Source organism: Deltaproteobacteria bacterium, assembly GCA_016210005.1.
Taxonomy (GTDB): Bacteria; Desulfobacterota; Binatia; order HRBIN30; family JACQVA1; genus JACQVA1.
Map to the genome: position 1 here is coordinate 1 of JACQVA010000266.1, position 17,339 is coordinate 17,339.

Annotated in this window: 17 protein-coding genes; 10 read left to right on the forward strand and 7 right to left on the reverse strand. The window is 64.8% G+C overall.

Going from position 1 to position 17,339, the window contains the following annotated elements; all coding sequences use genetic code 11:
* Positions 1-329: 329 nt before the first annotated feature.
* The 4 genes from HY699_25205 to HY699_25220 all read left to right on the forward strand — a co-directional run bounded on the left by HY699_25205 (position 330) and on the right by HY699_25220 (position 4,018).
* A complete protein-coding gene (locus tag HY699_25205; GenBank protein ID MBI4519102.1) occupies positions 330-1,775 on the forward strand; it encodes an aspartate aminotransferase family protein in 1,446 nt (481 codons plus the stop codon).
* Positions 1,772-3,235: a M20 family peptidase gene (locus HY699_25210; protein ID MBI4519103.1), complete on the forward strand. Its 1,464-nt coding sequence runs from the start codon at positions 1,772-1,774 to the stop codon at positions 3,233-3,235. Before HY699_25205 ends, HY699_25210 begins: the two co-directional genes overlap by 4 nt.
* A 33-nt stretch (positions 3,236-3,268) precedes the next feature.
* Complete coding sequence (locus HY699_25215) at positions 3,269-3,472, forward strand: hypothetical protein (GenBank protein MBI4519104.1); 204 nt, start codon at positions 3,269-3,271, stop codon at positions 3,470-3,472.
* Positions 3,473-3,547: 75 nt separating this feature from the next.
* Entirely contained in the window at positions 3,548-4,018 is a 471-nt protein-coding gene (locus HY699_25220; GenBank protein ID MBI4519105.1) for a hypothetical protein, read from the forward strand.
* An 18-nt stretch (positions 4,019-4,036) separates the two neighbouring features.
* On the opposite strand, the gene HY699_25225 is transcribed toward HY699_25220, so the two are convergent.
* Entirely contained in the window at positions 4,037-4,837 is an 801-nt protein-coding gene (locus HY699_25225) for a hypothetical protein (GenBank protein MBI4519106.1), read from the reverse strand.
* A 190-nt stretch (positions 4,838-5,027) separates the two neighbouring features.
* On the opposite strand from HY699_25225, the gene HY699_25230 reads away from it, so the two are divergent.
* The gene (locus tag HY699_25230) at positions 5,028-6,098 is read left to right on the forward strand and encodes a histidinol-phosphate transaminase (protein ID MBI4519107.1); all 1,071 of its coding nucleotides are present in this window, start codon (positions 5,028-5,030) and stop codon (positions 6,096-6,098) included.
* A gap of 24 nt (positions 6,099-6,122) precedes the next feature.
* Here HY699_25230 and HY699_25235 read toward each other — a convergent pair whose 3' ends face one another.
* Genes HY699_25235 through HY699_25250 form a run of 4 tightly spaced genes read right to left on the reverse strand, consistent with a single transcriptional unit; the run spans position 6,123 to position 10,686 of the window.
* The gene (locus HY699_25235; protein MBI4519108.1) at positions 6,123-7,580 is read right to left on the reverse strand and encodes a DUF4340 domain-containing protein; all 1,458 of its coding nucleotides are present in this window, start codon (positions 7,578-7,580) and stop codon (positions 6,123-6,125) included.
* 36 nt (positions 7,581-7,616) lie between these two features.
* Positions 7,617-9,167 carry a GldG family protein gene (locus HY699_25240; GenBank protein ID MBI4519109.1) on the reverse strand — a complete coding sequence of 517 codons (1,551 nt, stop codon included), beginning with the start codon at positions 9,165-9,167 and terminating at the stop codon, positions 7,617-7,619.
* Between the two features lie 2 nt (positions 9,168-9,169).
* Complete coding sequence (locus HY699_25245) at positions 9,170-9,943, reverse strand: ABC transporter permease (GenBank protein ID MBI4519110.1); 774 nt, start codon at positions 9,941-9,943, stop codon at positions 9,170-9,172.
* Complete coding sequence (locus tag HY699_25250) at positions 9,940-10,686, reverse strand: ATP-binding cassette domain-containing protein (GenBank protein ID MBI4519111.1); 747 nt, start codon at positions 10,684-10,686, stop codon at positions 9,940-9,942. The genes HY699_25245 and HY699_25250 overlap by 4 nt, the downstream gene beginning before the upstream one ends.
* A 208-nt stretch (positions 10,687-10,894) precedes the next feature.
* Here HY699_25250 and polA point away from each other — a divergent pair, with 208 nt between their 5' ends.
* From polA to HY699_25275, 5 genes are all read left to right on the forward strand, one after another.
* On the forward strand, positions 10,895-13,513 hold the full coding sequence (gene polA / locus HY699_25255) for a DNA polymerase I (protein ID MBI4519112.1): 2,619 nt from the start codon (positions 10,895-10,897) through the stop codon (positions 13,511-13,513).
* A gap of 83 nt (positions 13,514-13,596) precedes the next feature.
* Positions 13,597-14,166, forward strand: coding sequence for a sigma-70 family RNA polymerase sigma factor (locus HY699_25260; GenBank protein ID MBI4519113.1), 570 nt, complete (start codon positions 13,597-13,599; stop codon positions 14,164-14,166).
* Between the two features lie 64 nt (positions 14,167-14,230).
* On the forward strand, positions 14,231-14,767 hold the full coding sequence (locus tag HY699_25265; GenBank protein MBI4519114.1) for a zf-HC2 domain-containing protein: 537 nt from the start codon (positions 14,231-14,233) through the stop codon (positions 14,765-14,767).
* A complete protein-coding gene (locus HY699_25270; GenBank protein ID MBI4519115.1) occupies positions 14,764-15,267 on the forward strand; it encodes a hypothetical protein in 504 nt (167 codons plus the stop codon). The genes HY699_25265 and HY699_25270 overlap by 4 nt, the downstream gene beginning before the upstream one ends.
* Positions 15,264-15,536 (forward strand): hypothetical protein, encoded by a 273-nt coding sequence (locus HY699_25275; GenBank protein ID MBI4519116.1) that lies wholly within the window; start codon positions 15,264-15,266, stop codon positions 15,534-15,536. Before HY699_25270 ends, HY699_25275 begins: the two co-directional genes overlap by 4 nt.
* A 26-nt stretch (positions 15,537-15,562) precedes the next feature.
* Here the strand turns inward: HY699_25275 and HY699_25280 are convergent, their stop codons facing one another.
* Both HY699_25280 and HY699_25285 read right to left on the reverse strand, forming a co-directional pair.
* Positions 15,563-16,822 (reverse strand): sulfate adenylyltransferase, encoded by a 1,260-nt coding sequence (locus HY699_25280; protein ID MBI4519117.1) that lies wholly within the window; start codon positions 16,820-16,822, stop codon positions 15,563-15,565.
* 42 nt (positions 16,823-16,864) lie between these two features.
* The gene (locus tag HY699_25285; GenBank protein MBI4519118.1) at positions 16,865-17,329 is read right to left on the reverse strand and encodes a hypothetical protein; all 465 of its coding nucleotides are present in this window, start codon (positions 17,327-17,329) and stop codon (positions 16,865-16,867) included.
* Positions 17,330-17,339: the final 10 nt, after the last annotated feature.

A 17,339-nucleotide genomic window follows, 5' to 3' on the forward strand; every position in this document is an offset into this window, starting at 1 on the left:
GAGACCTCTATGACGAGATCGTGTAGCGCTGGCGGGTCGTAGCGAGCCGGTGCCGTGGATTCCCGCTTTCGCGGGAATGACAAATTGCGTCCCTTTCGGGAATGACAAATTGCGTCCCTTTCGGCCATGGGCCTCGGCCTGACAGTACACGGTACTGTCAGACTGGTGAGGATTTGCCCGGTCGGCTGCACATTACCCACAGATTTGTCGCACACCCACCCGCTGGCCGAGAGCGCAGGTGCTTCGCCTTTGCGCCGGCGATGCGGTAAGGTCCGCGGCGAGCTCACACGGCCATTGAGACACGCGCCACGGGAGCAAGGGAGAGAAAGATGAGGATTCCCCGCACCGGCATCGCCAAGAACGAAGTACTCAAACAGCTGGAGGCGTTCCGCGCCCACGACACCGACTGGCGCAGCGGGCGCACTTGGGCTTACGTTTACGACCCCGGACGCGAGGCGGAAGAGGTAATCAAGCAGGCGTACATGATGTTTCTGAGCGAGAACGCACTCGACCCGACCGCCTTTCCCAGCACACTGCGGCTGGAGACGGAGTTGGTGAGCATGGCGGCGGCCCATCTCGGCGGTGGTAGCGAGGTGGTGGGCAACTTCACCAGCGGCGGCACCGAGAGCATCATGCTCGCGGTCAAGACCGCCCGCGACTATGCCCGCGCGCAGCGGCCCGAGATCCGCGAGCCCGAGATGATCCTGCCGGCCACGGCCCACGCGGCTTTTCAAAAGGCGGCGCACTACCTCTGCCTCAAGCCGGTGCGCGTACCCGTCGATACCACCACCTTCAAGGCCGACGTCGAGCAGGTGCGGCGCGCGATCACAGCCAACACCATCTTGCTGGTCGGCTCGGCGGTATCCTACGCCCACGGCGTGGTCGACCCCATCCGCGAGCTCGGCCAGCTGGCCTTGGAGCACAAGTTGTTACTGCACGTCGATGCCTGCATGGGCGGCTTCTTGCTGCCTTATTTCCGCCGCCTCGGTGCGCCCGTTCCCGACTTCGATTTCAGCGTGCCGGGAGTGACCTCGGTGTCGATGGACTTCCACAAGTACGCCTTCGCCGCCAAGGGCGCCTCGGTCATTCTCTACCGCCACAAGGCGTTGCGCCGATATCAGATTTACACTTGCGCGCAGTGGACCGGCTACACGGTGATCAATCCCACCCTCCAGAGCACCAAGTCCGGTGGCCCGCTGGCGGCGGCTTGGGCGGTGCTGCACTTCATCGGCGATGACGGCTACCTGGAAATCGCGCGCCAGGTCCTCGATGCTACGCGCCGGATCGCCGACGGCATCGAGGCAATCCCCGAGCTGCGCTTGCTCGGCCGGCCGGAGATGAATCTGATCGCCTTCACCTCGGACACGGTCAACGTCTTTCACATCATCGACGAGATGAAGACGCGCGGCTGGTACGTGCAGCCGCAGCTCGGTTTCCACGGCTCGAAGGAGAACATCCATCTCTCGATCAACCCCGCCAGCATCAAGTGGGTCGAGCCGATGCTCGCCGATTTGCGTGCCTGCGTCGAGCGGGCCAAGACGCTGCCCTCGGAGAGCATCCCCGACAGCTTGCGCCAGGCGCTGGCAACGCTCGATCCGAAAACGGTGAGCGCGGAAACCTTCGCGCAGATGTTCACCATGGCGGGCATCGAGGGCACTGGACTGCCTGAGCGCATGGCCGGTATCAGCGGCATGCTCAACGCCCTGCCGCCGGAGCTGGCCGAGCAGCTGCTCACCGAGTACTTCAACGACCTCTACCGCCAGCCGCCGCAATGAGCCGCCAGCGCGCGCTTCGCCTGCTGCTCCTCGCCCTGGCCGGCTTGGCGACCATCCTGCTCGTTCGCACCGCTCGTTTTACTTCAAAACAAGTGGCCGTAGAGCCGGCGCTGCCGCTGGCCCTAGACCGGCAAGCGCTCGCCGAGCGGCTGGCCGCAGCCCTGAGGATCGAGACGGTCTCTCATCAGGAGCAGTCGCAGATCAGCGGCGAGGCCTTCCTCGCCTTCCACCGCTACCTCGGCGAACAGTACCCGCTGGTGCACCGCCGGCTGCGGCGTGAGGTCGTCAACGGCTACTCGCTGCTCTACACCTGGGAGGGCAGCGAGCCCGGGCGCAAACCGATCATCTTGCTCTCCCACCTCGACGTTGTACCGGTGGAGCCTGGCACCGAGGCGCAGTGGAGCTACCCGCCGTTCGCGGGCCGGATCGCCGAAGGCTTCATCTGGGGCCGCGGCGCGCTCGATGACAAGTTCGGCGTGCTCGGCATTCTCGAAGCCGTCGAAGCCCTGCTCGGCAGCGGCTTTCAGCCGCGCACCACCGTATACCTCGCTTTCGGGCACGACGAGGAGCTCGGCGGCGAGCGCGGCGCACAAGAGATTGTGAACCTGTTGCAGTCGCGGGCCGTGGCGGCGGAGTACGTGCTTGATGAAGGCGGCGCGCTGCTGCGTGGTCTGCTGCCGGGACTGGCCATGCCGGTGGGCGCGATCGGGATCGCCGAGAAGGGTAGCGTCAGCATCGAGCTGAGCGCGCGCACCGAGGGCGGGCATTCGTCGGCGCCGCCGCCGCGCACTGCCGTCGGCCTGGTAAGCTCCGCCGTGCACGAGGTCGAGCGCCACCCGCTGCCGGCCGAATTGCGCGGCGCCACGCGCCAGTTGATTGAGCACATCGGCCCCGAGCTGCCGCTGTTGTACCGTGTGGTCTGTGCCAATTTGTGGCTCTTCGGCGGGGTGCTTGAACGGCTGCTGGCCAACACCCCGGCAACCAACGCCACCTTGCGCACCACCACCGCGGCCACGATCATCGCCGGCGGGGTCAAGGAGAACGTCTTGCCGGCCTCGGCGCGGGCGGTGATCAACTTCCGCATTCTGCCCGGCGACAGCGTTGCGGGCGTGCTCGAACACGTGCGCCGCGCGGTTGGTAATCCGCAGGTGAGCGTGCAAGCCCTGAGCGCCGGCCGAGAAGCCTCAGCTGAGTCACCCACCGACACCGCAGCCTTCGGCGTTTTGCGGCGCACCATCCGCGAGGTCTATCCCGAGGCGCTAGTCGCACCGTACCTGACGCTTGGCGCCACCGACGCGCGCCGTTACGTCGCGCTGACGCAGAACATCTATCGTTTCACGCCCATAGTCGGTGAGCCGAGCGACCTCGCCCGTATCCACGGTACCAACGAGCGCATTGCGCTGGAACACTACGAAGGCGCGGTGCAATTCTTCGCGCGATTGATCCAAAACTCGGGGTGAGGGCGCAAGGAGTCGTTAGCCGCTAAGGGTCAGATGAGTACAATTCGCCGCGTATGCAGCAGTTGGCGGGTATTCGCGGGTGCCGTGGTCGGTGTGCTGCTGGCGCCGCCTGCGGCGCGGGCAACTGACTACTGCGTCAGCTCGGCGGGCCGTGACGCGAACTCGGGCGAGCTGGCGGAGCGACCCATGTATTATCACGGCCCCAAGCACCCCAACGCGCTGCTGGTCGTGCGCTGAGGGGCGAGCGGCGCGGAACCTTCGGGCGTTCTTCCGCGATGGCCTTGCCGTGATGCCGGCGAAATGTGTTAAGGGATGTCAGCCAAGGCAATTGCCGTGGACCCAGGTCAGCTCACCAGGCTTGCACTCGAAGTGGCAGCCGCTCACGGCGCGATTCGGCGGTGGGTGGTAGTGATAGGCGTTGCGCTCGCCGCCTGTCGCGTGCCCGCCGACTCGGCCCAGGGCGTAGCAGAGCGTTTTGCCGACGCGCACTACGTTGAAATCAATCTGTCAGCGGCGAAGTCGCTCTGTGTAGGACCCGCCCTCGCCAAGGTCGAAGAGGAACTGCGGCTTACCGCCGGCCAGGCCATCGACGAGAATACCCGCAAACCGCGGGTGCATTACAAGCTGTTAGAGAAGCGGGAAGAGGGTGCCGGGCGCGCCAGCTTCCTCTTCGAAGGCAGTATCCGCGTCGAAGCCGCGGGCACGTTCACCCGCAAGTGGATCATCGCCACGCGCAAGGAGGGAGCGGGCTGGCGCGTTTCGAACTACGAGGAGTTCGAGTGAGGGTGGGCCGCCCGGCCTTCAGACATCGCGGACCGTAATCCCGCGGGCATGCAGCCTGTCGCGCAGCATCAACCGAAAAGCCGCATACGATTGGCCGGCAGCTTCCCACCACTCGTCCTCCGGATCGCGGACCAGCACCACGCTGAAGGGTGCGATGAGCCGCGGCGTGTAGATACGGAAGGCAATTTCGCCGGCAGCCTGGAATACCTGCCGAGGCTGTGTGATGAGATCGAGTGCCAGGGTGACGGGCGAGTCGCCGGCAGCCGGTTCATCGACCAGCGTCAGGAAGGGCAGGGCCACCTCCCACCAGCTGCCGCTGCCGGTCTGCGCGGGAATCCCGTCGGCGTAAGCGCAGATCTTGTCGGCGACTTCCGCCGCAGTGAGGAACGGCCCTTGGGGCGGTTGGCGCCGGTGCGGCGCGGCCAGCGAAACCGCGTAGTACAAGAGCGCCGGAGGCGGGGTTGTCAGTGTAAGCCCGGAAAACAATCTTGGAAGCGTCTCGGCTAGGGCCGGCTGATCGTCATGGGCGAATGCCGTGGTAGCAGCGAGGAACAGCGAGCTGGTACGGAGTTCGTCGATCGCATCGTGCCAGTGGCGCGTGAGTTCGTGGAGTTCGACCGCGGCGGCGCGTATCTCGTTCGGGCCGAGATCATTCGCGTGCAGATGACGGCGCAGGAGCTGCCCGAGCGCGCCCATGCGCGGCAGCAGCGCGGACTCGGCGCGCCCCTGCAACTGTGCGAACAGAAGCGCCGATTCATACAAGCGCGCCAGGTCGCGCATCGCCGTCTCCAAGCCGATCAGCTCCGCTGCTGTGTTCATCGCCTGCATTCTGGCTGGCGCCGGCTTGCCTCGCAATGTGCCGCGGCTGTCCGAGACTAGCGCGCGAGCCGAAGGCGGCCCGCCTGTACGGGGACAAGCACAAGCCCAGGAATTCGCTTGTTGGGCCGGGCCACGGTTGTGCAAGCACCCGGCTAGCGCCGGTGCCCAAAGATGGCTACACACTGGCGGCATGACAGCTCCGCTAGCATCGTTCATCCGCCCGAGCATCCGCGACTTGCGCGGCTACGTCCCCGGCGAGCAGCCGCACGATCGCCGGTACATCAAGCTCAATACCAACGAGAACCCCTACCCGCCGTCGCCGCGTGTCATAGAAGCCGTGCGCCGCGCCGCGTGTGAGGATCTGCGCTTGTATCCTGATCCGAGCGCCACCGAGTTGCGCTGCAAAGCGGCGGCGGTGTACGGCTTGTCACCCGCTCAGATAATCGCCGGCAACGGCTCCGACGAGCTGCTGGCTATGATCGTGCGGGCCTGCGCGGGCGCGGGCGATCACGTCGTCTATCCGATGCCAACCTATAGTTTGTACGACACACTGGTGGCGATCCAAGGTGCCGAAGCGGTGCACGTGCCGTTTGCGGAGGGTTTCGCCCTGCCGCTCGAAGCCCTGGCCGCGGCGGCGGGCCGAGTTACCTTTGTCTGCAATCCCAACGCGCCATCGGGGACGTTGACGCCGCTGGCAGTGATCGAGCAGCTCGCCCGCCGGGTGGCGGGCCTGCTGGTGGTGGACGAGGCCTACGTCGATTTTGCCCACGACAGCGCGCTGCCGCTGGTGCAGCGCTACCCCAACGTGGTGGTGCTGCGGACCTTCTCCAAGTCCTTCTCCCTCGCCGGCATGCGCATCGGTCTGGCCTTTGCCGACGAAGGCATTATCGCCGAACTCAACAAGGTCAAGGACTCGTACAACCTGAGTCGTTTGAGCTTGGTTGCGGCCACGGCGGCGCTGACCGACTACGCCTGGATGCAGGACAACGTCGCCCGCATTCGCCAAACGCGCGCGCGCTTGCTGGCGGGATTGCGCGCACTCGGTCTGGAGGTGCTGCCGAGCGAAGCCAACTTCGTGCTCGCCCGCAGCCGCGGGCGAGATATGGGCACGCTGCAGCGCCGACTGAAGGACGGCGGCATCCTGGTGCGGCACTTCGATACGCCGGAGCTGCGCGATGCGGTGCGGATCACGGTCGGCACCGACGCGGAGGTCGAGACGTTGTTGGAAACTATGGCTCCGTTGCTGGAGCGGCTGGATTGAGAACGCCGGCGCGCGGGCGCGCGCCTACTCCTCCTCGGCGCCGAACTGCTCGTCGCCGAGAGGCTCCTCTTCGCCCTCGTCCTCTTCGTCGTGTTCGCCAATTTGCGGGGCGGGGGCGGGCGGGACAGCGGGTGTGGGCTGTTCGAGGAAATCCTTCTGCTGCTTATCGAGCCGGGTGAAGAGGTAATCGCGCAGGAGGAAGACGGTGTCGCCGCCTTCGGCCATAGCGGTGTACTCGGTCTTAGTCGCTTCGGGTTGGCGACGCCCAATCAGGATCGTGCCGAGGCGCGCATCATTTGCGCCGATCAAAGCCAACGACAGGGCCGGCGGCTGCAGGCCGTAGTCGGCACGGTTGGCGGGATGATCGGCGGCGATGTCGAAGCCTTTGAGATCGTGCAAGTCGCTCAGATATTGGCTGATGGTGTTTTCCGCCGACTTGGCGTCGCCGGCCCCGTCAACCCGCCACTTCTGCTCGTCACCGCGGGTGAGCTTGACCGCCGTCCCATCGGCACGCGTGAGCTCGAGCCGGCGCACGGCCTCCTTGTCGAAGGCGAGCACGGTCTTATCGCGGAAGTCCTTCAGCTCCTTGTTGAGGTCGCGGAAGATCCACTCACTGACGGTGTAGATGGTGGGCTTCGCCGTCGATTTGACGAACAGCTCCTTCTTGTCGTTCTCTTTGCCGATCAGCAGCGTCTTCTGTTCGTCGCCCTGGGCGAGATGGAGCGTCAGGGCCAGGCGCGGAGCGTCCAAACCGTACGGCGCCAGGTCCTGCGCATCTTCGCTCGGGAAGTCGAGCGCGCGCATGGATCTGAGCGTCGAGAGCAAGGTCCGGATGGCTGACTGGTCGGCGGCATAACTGGCGGGCTGCTCGATCGCCCACTTGTCGTCCTTCTTGCTCAGCACGATATTCTGCTGGCTGCCGTGGATACCGATCTGCCGTACGTCGTCGTCCGCGAAGGCCAGGATGGTCTTGTCGCGCAGGTCCTTCGCTTGCTTGTCCATCCCCGAGCGAAAGGCGGAGGTCGTCAGGCGAATCTTCTTGTCGTCCTCGCGGCTGATGTAAGTGGAGAAGCCGACCGGGGTGTTCTTGCCTACCGTTACGGCCGGCAGCTCGCGGTCGCGCAGGCGCACCTTGATGGTCACCAGCGGGGTGTCGAGGCCGTAGACCGCGAGCTCGCTCTGGGGATTTTCCACTTCCTTCTTCACTTCGCAGTCGGCGATGGCGGTAACCAGGTTGCGCGCGGCGGTATCATCCGCGGCAGTGTCCAGCGGCTGCACCAGCCGCCAGCCACCGTCGGCCTGTTTCAGCTCGATGATGCGGTCAGCGTAGGTCAGGGTGACTTGCACGACCTCGTCGCTCTTGAACTCGAAGAGCGTCTTCTTCTGGGCTTCCTGCTCCGCCTTCTGAAACTCGACGAAATAGACGTAGGCGCCGAGGCCGAGAGCGACGAGCAGGAGAATGAGCGTGGTGCGGAAGCGCATGGGGGCGCACAAGGGCGGACAGCGCCTAGCCGGCGGCTACTCGCGCCGCCACCAGACGACCAGACCGGCCAGCAAGAGCAACTCCGGGATGACCAAGACCGAGAGGTAGAAGATCACCGTGCCCTGGTCTTGGGTGAACTGGACGCGCGAGGCCCGCACGCTCTTGGTCCGGATCGACACCAGGTCGCTCTGGCCCACTAACCAGTCGATGGTGTTGAGCAGCAGGTCGCGGTTGTAATACGTGCCTTCGAGGTTGCGGTTGTCGGCGAATTCGACGCTGCCAAAGACCGCCAGCCGGGCCTCGCCGTCACCGCTGCCCATTTCCTTGAGCTTGGCCTCGACTATGGCCGCAACTGCCACCGGGCCTTTGCGGTCGGCGGCCGGATCGAGGCTGGCCTCGCTGCGCAGGAAAAGGCCGTCGAGGTCAGTCTCAGCCCAGCTGGAGGGGCTGGTTTTCACCAGCTCGGTGACCTGCAAGCCCTTCTTGCCGGCGGTATCGGCTTGCAGCGAACGGGTCATCGGGAAGATCGTGCGCTGCTTGAAGTCGCGCGTGATCTCGTGGGGCGCGTAGGTGTTGGCCAACGGCGCCAGGCCGAGGGCCGGGCCTTGGAACAGCCGCACCACCTGATCGACGACGACGTCGTTACCGAGCTTGATGCCCCACGATGACAGCATGGTGGCGAACTGCTCGCCGCTTCGCGGCGCTATCAGGAAGACAGCGCGGCCACCCTTCTTCAAGTGCTCGTCGAGCACCTTGATCTCATGCTCGGTGTAAGGTTTCTGCGGCCCGGCGACCAGAACCACGGAGCAGTCGCCCGGGACGCCTTCCAGCGAAGCCAGCAGGATTTTCTTCACCTCGTAGTTTTCATTGGCCAGGCCGTTCTTTACGGCGGCGAAGCCGCGGGCGTCTTGTAGCTCGTCGGTATCAGGCTCGCCGTGGCCTTCGATCGCGCAGACGGTCTTCTTGGTCGTGCGCGTAACCTTGATGATGGCGTTGGTGATGTTCTCTTCGTTGGGCTGGGTGATGGTGGTGCTCTCGCCGCCGTACTCCAGGCGCACGGTGTTGTAAGCGCTCACTTTGTAGCGTTCGGCGAGCTCCGGCTGCCGGTCCGGATCGATCATCTGGTACGACAGCTTGGCGGATTGATCGCCGTAACCAGTCAGCAGGTCCCGCAGCTCCGGGTTGATGCCGCCCTCGACGAACGCCTGGATTTGCAGGTCCTTCTCCAGGTTCTTGACCACGCTGATCGACTGCGGCGACAGGCTAAATACGTGGGCCTCGGTGAGGTCGAACTTATGGTGATTGCGGGCCGAGAGGTAATTGAGCGCGGCCAGGATGACGACGAACAGCAGCGACGAGACGATCATGTTCGCGCCGTACTTGGTGGAGCGCTCGCCGACGAAGCGGCGCAGGTTTTCCACACCGGCGCTCAGGTAGGCGATCAGCGCGAATAGGCCGACCAGCCCGTGGACCCCGATGTAGAGCAAATCAAATGAGCTGCGGCCGCGGGTCAAAAACCCGGTGACGCCCGCAAACAGGAGAAGAATGACGCCGATCAGACCGAGCAAGCCATTGGAGCGCGGCACGGCTACCTCCAGCGAATCGACTCGACCGAGCGGTGGGTCAAGAACAACGCCAGCACGATCACGCTCACGAAGTAGAACAGATCCCGGGTGTCGATGACCCCCTTCACCATCTCGCCGAAGTGCTCGGTCAACGAGATGTAGCGCAGTATCGCGCCGAGGACCTCGCCGGAAGTGTCCGCAGGCCAGGAGATGATGTACAGCAGCAACAGGCTCACCAAGCAGCTGACCGCGGCGATGATCTGGTTCTCGGTGAATGACGAGGTCAGCAAACCAACGGCGATGAAGGCGGTGGCGAGCAGCAGGAGCCCGAGGTAGCCCGAGGCGACGATACCGACTTCCGGGTTGCCGTAGAGCATCAGGATCAGCGGGTAGACGGCGGTGAGGCCGACCATCAGCAGCGCGAACACGAAGGCGCCGAGAAACTTGCCGAGGACGATGGCGTTGATCGATAGCGGCGAGGTCATCAGCAGCTCATACGTGCCGCCGCGTTTCTCTTCGGCGAAGCTGCGCATGGTGATGACCGGAACCAGTATGACCAGCACCACCGACAGATTGTGTAGCAGCGGCGCGATGACGAACTCGTTGAGGTTGAGCCGAGTCATAGCCTCGGGATTGCGCAGGCTGGTGTACATGCTGAGCAGGAAATTGAAGCGCGCCAGCAGGTTAAAGAAGAACCAGCCGCCGAGCAGCAGGAAGCCGGTCAGCACCACGTAAGCAATCGGCGAGACGAAATATGAGCGTAGTTCCTTGCCGGCGATGGTCAGAACGTTCTTCACGCGCTCACCTCCGGCGCGCCGGCCGCCGCCGGCTCACTGTCTTCGGTAACCGCCCGCAGAAACACCTGTTCGAGGGAGGTCTCGCGGGTGAGCTCGCCGAGCAGCCCTTCCAGCACCACCCGCCCGCTGTTGATGATCACCACCTTCTGACACAGCTGCGAGACCTCGGGCAGAATGTGGGTGGACAGAATCACCGTGCGCTCGCGCGCCAGCTCGCGTATCAACGTGCGGATATCGATGATCTGGCGGGGGTCGAGCCCGATCGTCGGCTCATCGAGGACCAACACCGTCGGATTATGAATCAGCGCCTGCGCCAAGCCCACCCGCTGGCGATAGCCCTTTGACAAATGGCCCAGCAGCCGCCCGCAGACGTCAGTCAGGCCGCACACCTGCAGCGCGCGATCGAGTGCCTCGGGCAGCTCGCGTTTGCCGATTCCCTTGATGCGGCCGACGAACTGCAGATAGGCAACCACCGTCATGTCCCCATAGAGCGGGGGATTCTCCGGCAGGTAGCCGATGCGCTTGCGGACTTCGTACGACTCGTCGAAGATATCGAACCCCGCCACCTTCACTGTGCCCGTGGTCGCAGGCAGATAGCCGGTGATGATGCGCATGGTGGTGGTCTTGCCGGCGCCATTGGGACCGAGAAAGCCGAGGATCTGCCCGCTCTGGGCGGTGAAAGACACGTCCGCCACGGCCGTGATGTCACCGTATCGCTTCGTAAGATTCCGGACCTCAATCATCGTCGTCGGTTCTAGACGTGCCTGGCGGTCGGAGATTCAAATCTCGACACCAAAAGTGAGCGCCTCTTAATGACTCAACTCCGCTTTGTCAACTCTGCCGGGCCCGGTGTTTCGCCAGCCCCAATATGCCCGGGCTTGCTGGAGCGAACCGATTCGGGCCGGGTTGGACATGGTGCGGGGCATCTGTTACTGGCGCTCGCGTACGTCCATGCCCCGTCCATCTGCCCACGTTTTCTTGATCGACGGCAGCTCGTACATCTATCGGGCGTTCTTCGCGCTGCCGCCGCTCACCAGCCCCAGCGGGGCACCGACGAACGCGGCCTTTGGCTTCGCCAGCATGACGCTGAAATTGCTGCGCGAGGTCAAGCCGCAGTATCTCGCGGTCGTGTTTGATGCGCCCGGAGGGACGTTTCGCGATACGCTCTTTGAGGCCTACAAGGCCAACCGCCCGCGGATGCCGGATGACCTTGTGGCGCAGCTGCCGCTGGTACGTGAGGTAGTTGCTGCGCTGGGAGTGCGCTCGCTGACGATCGCGGGAGTGGAGGCGGACGATGTGATCGCGACGCTGACCGAGCGCTTTGCGCGCGCCGGAACCGATTGCGTGGTGATCACGGCCGACAAGGATCTGATGCAGCTGGTGGGACCACACGTCCGACTGTGGGACACCATGCGGGATCGCTGGACCGATGAGGCCGGGGTGCGCGAGCGCTTCGGCGTCCTGCCGAAGCAGGTCGTCGACGTCATGGCGTTGATGGGCGATAGCATCGATAACATACCCGGGGTCAAGGGTATCGGTGAGAAGACCGCGATGGCGTTGATCCAGGAGTTCGGTAGTCTCGACAGTGTGCTGGAGAGCGCCGACGAAGTCGAGCGCAGCGCTCTGCGCAACGCCAAGCGGGTGGCCGCGCTGTTGCGCGAAGGGGCGGCGGCGGCGCGCCTGAGCCGTGACTTGGCTCGGGTTCGGCGTGATGTGCCGCTGGCTCTGGCGCTCGATGAGCTGGCCTATAAGGGGCCGGATGCGCCGACGGTGCGCGCCCTCTTTCAGCGCCTTGGTTTCCAGTCGCTGCTGCGCGATATCCCGCAGCCGGCCACAACCGAATCGGTGGCTGTGCGCACACTGGCAACCGCTGCCGAGGTTGCCGGCGTATACGCCCAAGGCACGCAGGCCGGCCGTGTGGGGTTGGCGGCGCTCGGCGCGGTCCCGCCGGATGCATGGCCACCGGCACAACGGGCTGAGGCGCTGATCCTGCAAGTCGATAACGATGGGCCGTTTCGCGTTGCCCTCACCCAAGCGGACCTGATCAGCGCGACCACGCAACTACTAGCCGATCCGGCGATCGAGAAGATCGGCCATGACTTGAAGCGTGACCTGCTCCGATTCGATCCCGCCATGGTACTCGGCGGCCGGTGCTTCGACACCATGGTTGCGTCATACCTCGTCGATGCCGGCGGCACGCACCGCCTTGAGGACTTGGCCAGCGATCTGTTGGGCCGCGCGGTAACGGAGTTCCGTGCCAGCGCAGAGGGCGTGGCGGCGGGTGTGGCGCTGCTCCCGCGGTTGGCGAGCGAGCTGTCTACTCGGCTGGAGGCGCTGGGAATGACCGCGCTGTTCCGCGACATCGAGATGCCCCTGGTGCAGGTGCTGACGGCGATCGAGCGCCGTGGAGTACGGCTGGATGTCGCGGCCCTGGCGACGATGAGCCGCGAATACGAGCAGCGCCTCTCCGCGCTCGCCGCCGACATCTATGCCTTGGCCGGTGGCGAGTTCAACCTGAACTCGCCACCGCAGCTGCGCACGGTCTTGTTCGAGCGGCTCGGGCTATCGACGAAGGGCGTGCGGCGTGGCAAGACCGGCTACTCGACCGACGTCGACGTGCTCACGCGGCTGGCTGAGGCCCATCCGGTGCCGGCGAAGATCATCGAGTACCGTGGGCTGGCGAAGCTGAAGTCGACCTATATTGATGCGTTGCCGGCCGCGGTAAACCCCGCCACCGGTCGCTTGCACGCTTCCCTAAACCAGACGGTGGCAGTCACCGGCCGACTCAGCTCTAGCGATCCCAACCTGCAGAATATCCCGATCCGGGGCGAAGAAGGCCAGCGCATCCGCGCGGCCTTTATCGCGGATCCCGGCAACCTGCTGCTGGCGGCAGACTACTCGCAGATCGAGTTGCGTGTGCTGGCGCACTTGGCGGGCGACGCGGCCTTGATTGACGCCTTTCGCGCGGGTGCCGATATCCACGCCCGTACGGCTGCCGAGATGTTCGGCGTGCTGCCCGGGCTGGTGAGCGCGGACATGCGACGCGCGGCCAAGGTCATCAACTTCGGCATCATCTACGGCATGGGTGCACCCCGGGTTGCTAACGAACTCGGCATCCCGGTTGCCGAGGCACAGCGGTACATTGACCGGTACTTTACCCGCTATGCCGGCGTGCGCCGGTTTCTCGATGAGACGATTGCGAAGGCGCGGGCCAGCGGTTATGTGACCACTTTGTACGGGCGGCGGCGCGCGCTGCCGGATCTGGCCAGCCGTGATCGCGTGGTGGCGCAAGCCGCGGAACGGACCGCCACGAACACGCCGATTCAGGGCTCGGCTGCCGACATCATCAAGATGGCGATGGTGGTGGTTGACCGGCGACTGCGCGAACACGGGCTGCATGCGGCGATGATTTTGCAGGTACATGACGAACTGGTGTTCGAGGTCGCTGCCGCCGATTTGGAGCCGACCCGCGAACTCGTGCGCACGGAAATGGAGGGTGTCGTCCAGTTGGCTGTACCGCTGCGAGTCGAGATCAGCAGCGGTCCTGACTGGGCCAAGGCCCATGGCTAGTACCAGCCACCCGACCGCTCTGGCCGGCCGGCCGGTGAATAGGGCGGGAACGAGACCGTCTACAGGCGATGGGGGCAGGCCTCGTGGAACGTAGCGACCAGGAGCTCGTTCGCGAGACCCGCGCCGGAAATGCAGAGGCGTTCCGGGAGTTGGTGGAGCGCTACCAGCGCAAGGTGGCAGCCGTGGCGATGGGAATGGTGCATAACCGCGACGATGCGCTGGAGTTGACCCAGGAGACGTTCGTTAAGGCGTTCGAGAACATCGGCAAGTTCAAGGGCGAATCGAGCTTCTACACCTGGCTATATCGAATCGTGGTCAACCTCGGCATCGACTACCGGCGACGCGAGCGCCGCCACCCGACGGTGGCTCTCGACGACCAGATGCGCAACGGCGGCGAGATCCCCGAAGAACTACTCGGCAGCCCGGTGGCCGATCCCTTCCGCGAGTTCCGCTCGCACGAGATCGGCGAACGGGTCAGCCGCGCGATCAACGAGTTGACCCCTGATCACAAAGCCGTCATACTTCTGCGCGAAGTCGAGGGCCTCTCCTATGATGAAATCAGCCGCGTGATGCAGTGTTCGAAGGGCACGGTCATGAGCCGGCTGCATTACGCGCGCAAGAAGCTCCAAGACAAACTGCGGGACTGTTTGTGAGCGATGAGTACGCTTCCCCACAACCTCAAGCCGGCACGGAGGCGCGAAGGCCTCGGGGTGATGCATGACGTGTCGTGAAGTGAGCGGGTTGTTGCCGTTGTTCTTCGATGGGGAGCTCGATGCGCGCCAGATGCGGGCGGTGGCGCTGCACAGCAGCCGCTGCGCCGCCTGCGAAGACGAGGTCCGACAGCTCGAGCGGGTGCAAGAAGCGGTAGCGCTAACGATCCGGGCGCGGGTCGAAGAATTGGACTTCAGCCTGGTGTGGCCCGCGGTTGCAGCGCGGTTGCGTGTACACCGCCCGGCCTGGGGCGAGCGACTGCGCGCCTACTGGGACAACCTCGATCTGCGCTCGTGGCTGCGCGTACCGGCGCTGGCCGCGGCGGCGGCGAGCGCCGCGATCGCGATCACGTTGTGGTCGGGGCAGCCAAGCGAGGAGTCGCAGGTCGCCGAGGCCCCGCCGGTGGTCGACAACAGCGCCATCATCGACTCGCTCGATAGTAGTGCCGAAGCCGTCGCGGTGCTCAGCGAACCGGAAACCAACACCACTGTGCTCTGGATCAACGACGACAGCGACTACGGGGCAGAAGGGTTCCCGCCGTGAAGCTGAACGGGGTATTGCTGCTCGTGGCGGTGGCCGCAGCCGGCACCGTCGCTCCTTCGCCGGGCAGGGCGGGTGAAACGATTGAAGTTCGTATCGGGGCGGTGTTGGCGAGCAATTCCGGGCAAGAAATGGATCCGCGCCTAGTGGCGATGCACCGGCAGCTCCGCAGCCTGTTTCCCTATAGCTCGTATCACCTGGTGAAGGAGAAGCGCCAACGGGTGGCCACCGGGGGCAAGGTGGGATTCGAGATTCCCGGCGGGCGCTACCTCTTGGTGATACCGAAAGTGTTGAAGAACGAACGAGTATCGATGCGGGTGATGCTGATCGAAGGCACGCGCTCGGTAGTCGATACCGCTCTGACGTTACGCAATCACGGGACCTTTCTGGTAGGCGGGCCGCGGCACGAACAAGGGGTGCTGATAATCTCCATTGGGGCCGAAAGCGCGCTCGCCAACAACCCGCCGGAGACGGGCGAGACCGCGCCGGTGGCGACGCAGTGATGATCCTAGATCAGCTCTCCGCTTGGGTGCTCGGGAATACGCCGCTGGACTGGTTGGCGCAAGGCTTTCGCCTGCTACAGCTGTGGGGGCCGATTGTGTCGCTGCCAGGCTTGGCCGCCTCGGTGGGCTTGCTCGGCAGTTTGCTCGCGCTGGTCGTTCTTAGCGGTGTCGCGGTGCTGTCGTTGGGGAGTTTCCTGACTGCGGCGCTCGCGCTCTGGCTGCTGCTGAGCGAGGTATTTGGGCTGCGCGTGGAGCTGGCGCGGCCGTAAGCCGAGCGCCAGCTCCACCACCAGCCTTACGCCGGTCGCTTGTCGCGGTAATAGGCAATCAGGATATCGGCGATCTCCGGCCGCAGTACGCGGGCGTCAGGGTGTTGGCCGCCGGTCAAGGCTTCTCGGATCTTCGAACCCGATATCGTCAGCGGTTTCTCGTTCGGGTGGTTGTCCATCAGCTCGACGCGGCCGGCGCTGTCGAAGTAAGCGGCGAAGCCGATGTTGCATGGGCGGATGCGCAAGTCGCCCTGCAAGCTGTTGAAGACTTCCTGGGCGTCAAAGTCGCCCCAGATCGGCTTGCCGTCATCGAAGGGGGCGTCGGCGTGCTTGCGGCCGATAACGATGTCGGTGAAACCGAGATTCTGGCGGTAGATGCCGTGCATCACCGCCTCCTTGGGTCCGCCGTACAACATCTTGATGTCGAGCCCGACCAGTTCGAAGACCTCAGTCAGGTCGTAACCGCGATCGCTCCACAGCGCCTCCTCCTTGTCGCCCTTGCCGAGCAGCTTGAGCTCGTGCAGCGCGCGGTAGCAGCGCATGCGTACGCGCGCCGGGACGTCGTCGCCCTTGAGTTCGCCGATGAGCGGATTGAGCACGACTCCGGCGAAGTAGCCGTCGCGGGTCAGCCGTTCCACGCCTGCCACCAGCGCGTACTCATGCGCGCGATGCAGCGGGTTGCGGGTCTGGAACGCCAGCGCGCGCTCCCACCGCCGCTCCGCAATCAGCGTGCGCACCTGGCGTGGGGTGAGGACAAACTCGCCGTATTCGGGATCGACCTCCTGCGGTAGTGCCCACAGTGATCCACCGACGAGCTGAGTGCGAGGATCGTCCATGATCATATGACCGCCGGGGTGATCGGCGCGGCTGGTGCCGTAGAACTTCTCGACGTGCTTGGGCTTGTCCCAGTCGAAAATGCTCGACAAGCGCACGCTGGCAATGATGGTGCCGTCGTAGACCAGCGCCGCCGAGTGCCCCACTCGCAAGCGTTTGACTTCGTCCAGGGTGGCCGGAAATGAAATCGGTGCCGTCCAGGCGTAGTGCCGAAAGCCGAAATCCAACGCGCCGTGGTCGAGCACGTAGTGCCACGTCTCTTCGTCCATCGGGCCGGTCAGCGGCGACAAGGTACCGTCGGCGATGCGATAGACGGTGGAAAGATCCGCCCGGCTCAATTCGATGCGGGGTAGAGCCGCTGCCTCCGCTAGGAACTGCTTGCGGCGTGACAGCGGGACGGTGCGCGAGACCGGGGCCTCGAGACCGCCGTGAACGGGAACTAGGTCAGGCATGCTTTCAAACTCCTTCCTTTCGTAAGTCGCTAAGCGTTGACGTCAATCCTCTTCCACCACCCGCACCTCGCAGCCGGCAAGCGCAGGTAGGCGCACATCGGCGCCGCGCGAGAGCAAGCGGCTCAGCCAGGAGCGCTTTTCCGCTACCAGCACGGCGGCGCCGACGTCGTGCGTGCGCATTACGCGCGCGCAGATGGTGCCGGGATCACCCTCCTCGATCAGCGACGTGAACCGCACCCCGGCCTTGGCGACTTGCTCGCCGAGGCTGCGCACCAGCGCCTCGGCACGCGTGCGCGCCTCGCGCGTGAGCACCTCGACGACGCGGTCGCTGACGCGGTCGCCGATGAACGCGCTGTCGAGCGACGACGCCACGCGCGCGGTTTCTGCGGGGTCGAGTACGATCAGCGCGATCAACGTGCCCCCCAGACGCTGCGCGCTGGCGATCGCCTGGTCGCGTGAGCGGCACGGCTCCACGCCCGGCGGAATCATCAACAGAACATTCGGCATGGCACGCTCC

Excerpts from the sequence above, each read along its gene's own strand:
- HY699_25205 (MBI4519102.1), top strand. The coding sequence starts at position 330 with ATGAGGATTCCCCGCACCGGCATCGCCAAGAACGAAGTACTCAAACAG.
- HY699_25210 (MBI4519103.1), top strand. The coding sequence starts at position 1,772 with ATGAGCCGCCAGCGCGCGCTTCGCCTGCTGCTCCTCGCCCTGGCCGGC.
- HY699_25215 (MBI4519104.1), top strand. The coding sequence starts at position 3,269 with ATGAGTACAATTCGCCGCGTATGCAGCAGTTGGCGGGTATTCGCGGGT.
- HY699_25220 (MBI4519105.1), top strand. The coding sequence starts at position 3,548 with ATGTCAGCCAAGGCAATTGCCGTGGACCCAGGTCAGCTCACCAGGCTT.
- HY699_25225 (MBI4519106.1), bottom strand. The coding sequence starts at position 4,837 with ATGAACACAGCAGCGGAGCTGATCGGCTTGGAGACGGCGATGCGCGAC.
- HY699_25230 (MBI4519107.1), top strand. The coding sequence starts at position 5,028 with ATGACAGCTCCGCTAGCATCGTTCATCCGCCCGAGCATCCGCGACTTG.
- HY699_25235 (MBI4519108.1), bottom strand. The coding sequence starts at position 7,580 with ATGCGCTTCCGCACCACGCTCATTCTCCTGCTCGTCGCTCTCGGCCTC.
- HY699_25250 (MBI4519111.1), bottom strand. The coding sequence starts at position 10,686 with ATGATTGAGGTCCGGAATCTTACGAAGCGATACGGTGACATCACGGCC.
- polA (MBI4519112.1), top strand. The coding sequence starts at position 10,895 with ATGCCCCGTCCATCTGCCCACGTTTTCTTGATCGACGGCAGCTCGTAC.
- HY699_25265 (MBI4519114.1), top strand. The coding sequence starts at position 14,231 with ATGACGTGTCGTGAAGTGAGCGGGTTGTTGCCGTTGTTCTTCGATGGG.
- HY699_25280 (MBI4519117.1), bottom strand. The coding sequence starts at position 16,822 with ATGCCTGACCTAGTTCCCGTTCACGGCGGTCTCGAGGCCCCGGTCTCG.
- HY699_25285 (MBI4519118.1), bottom strand. The coding sequence starts at position 17,329 with ATGCCGAATGTTCTGTTGATGATTCCGCCGGGCGTGGAGCCGTGCCGC.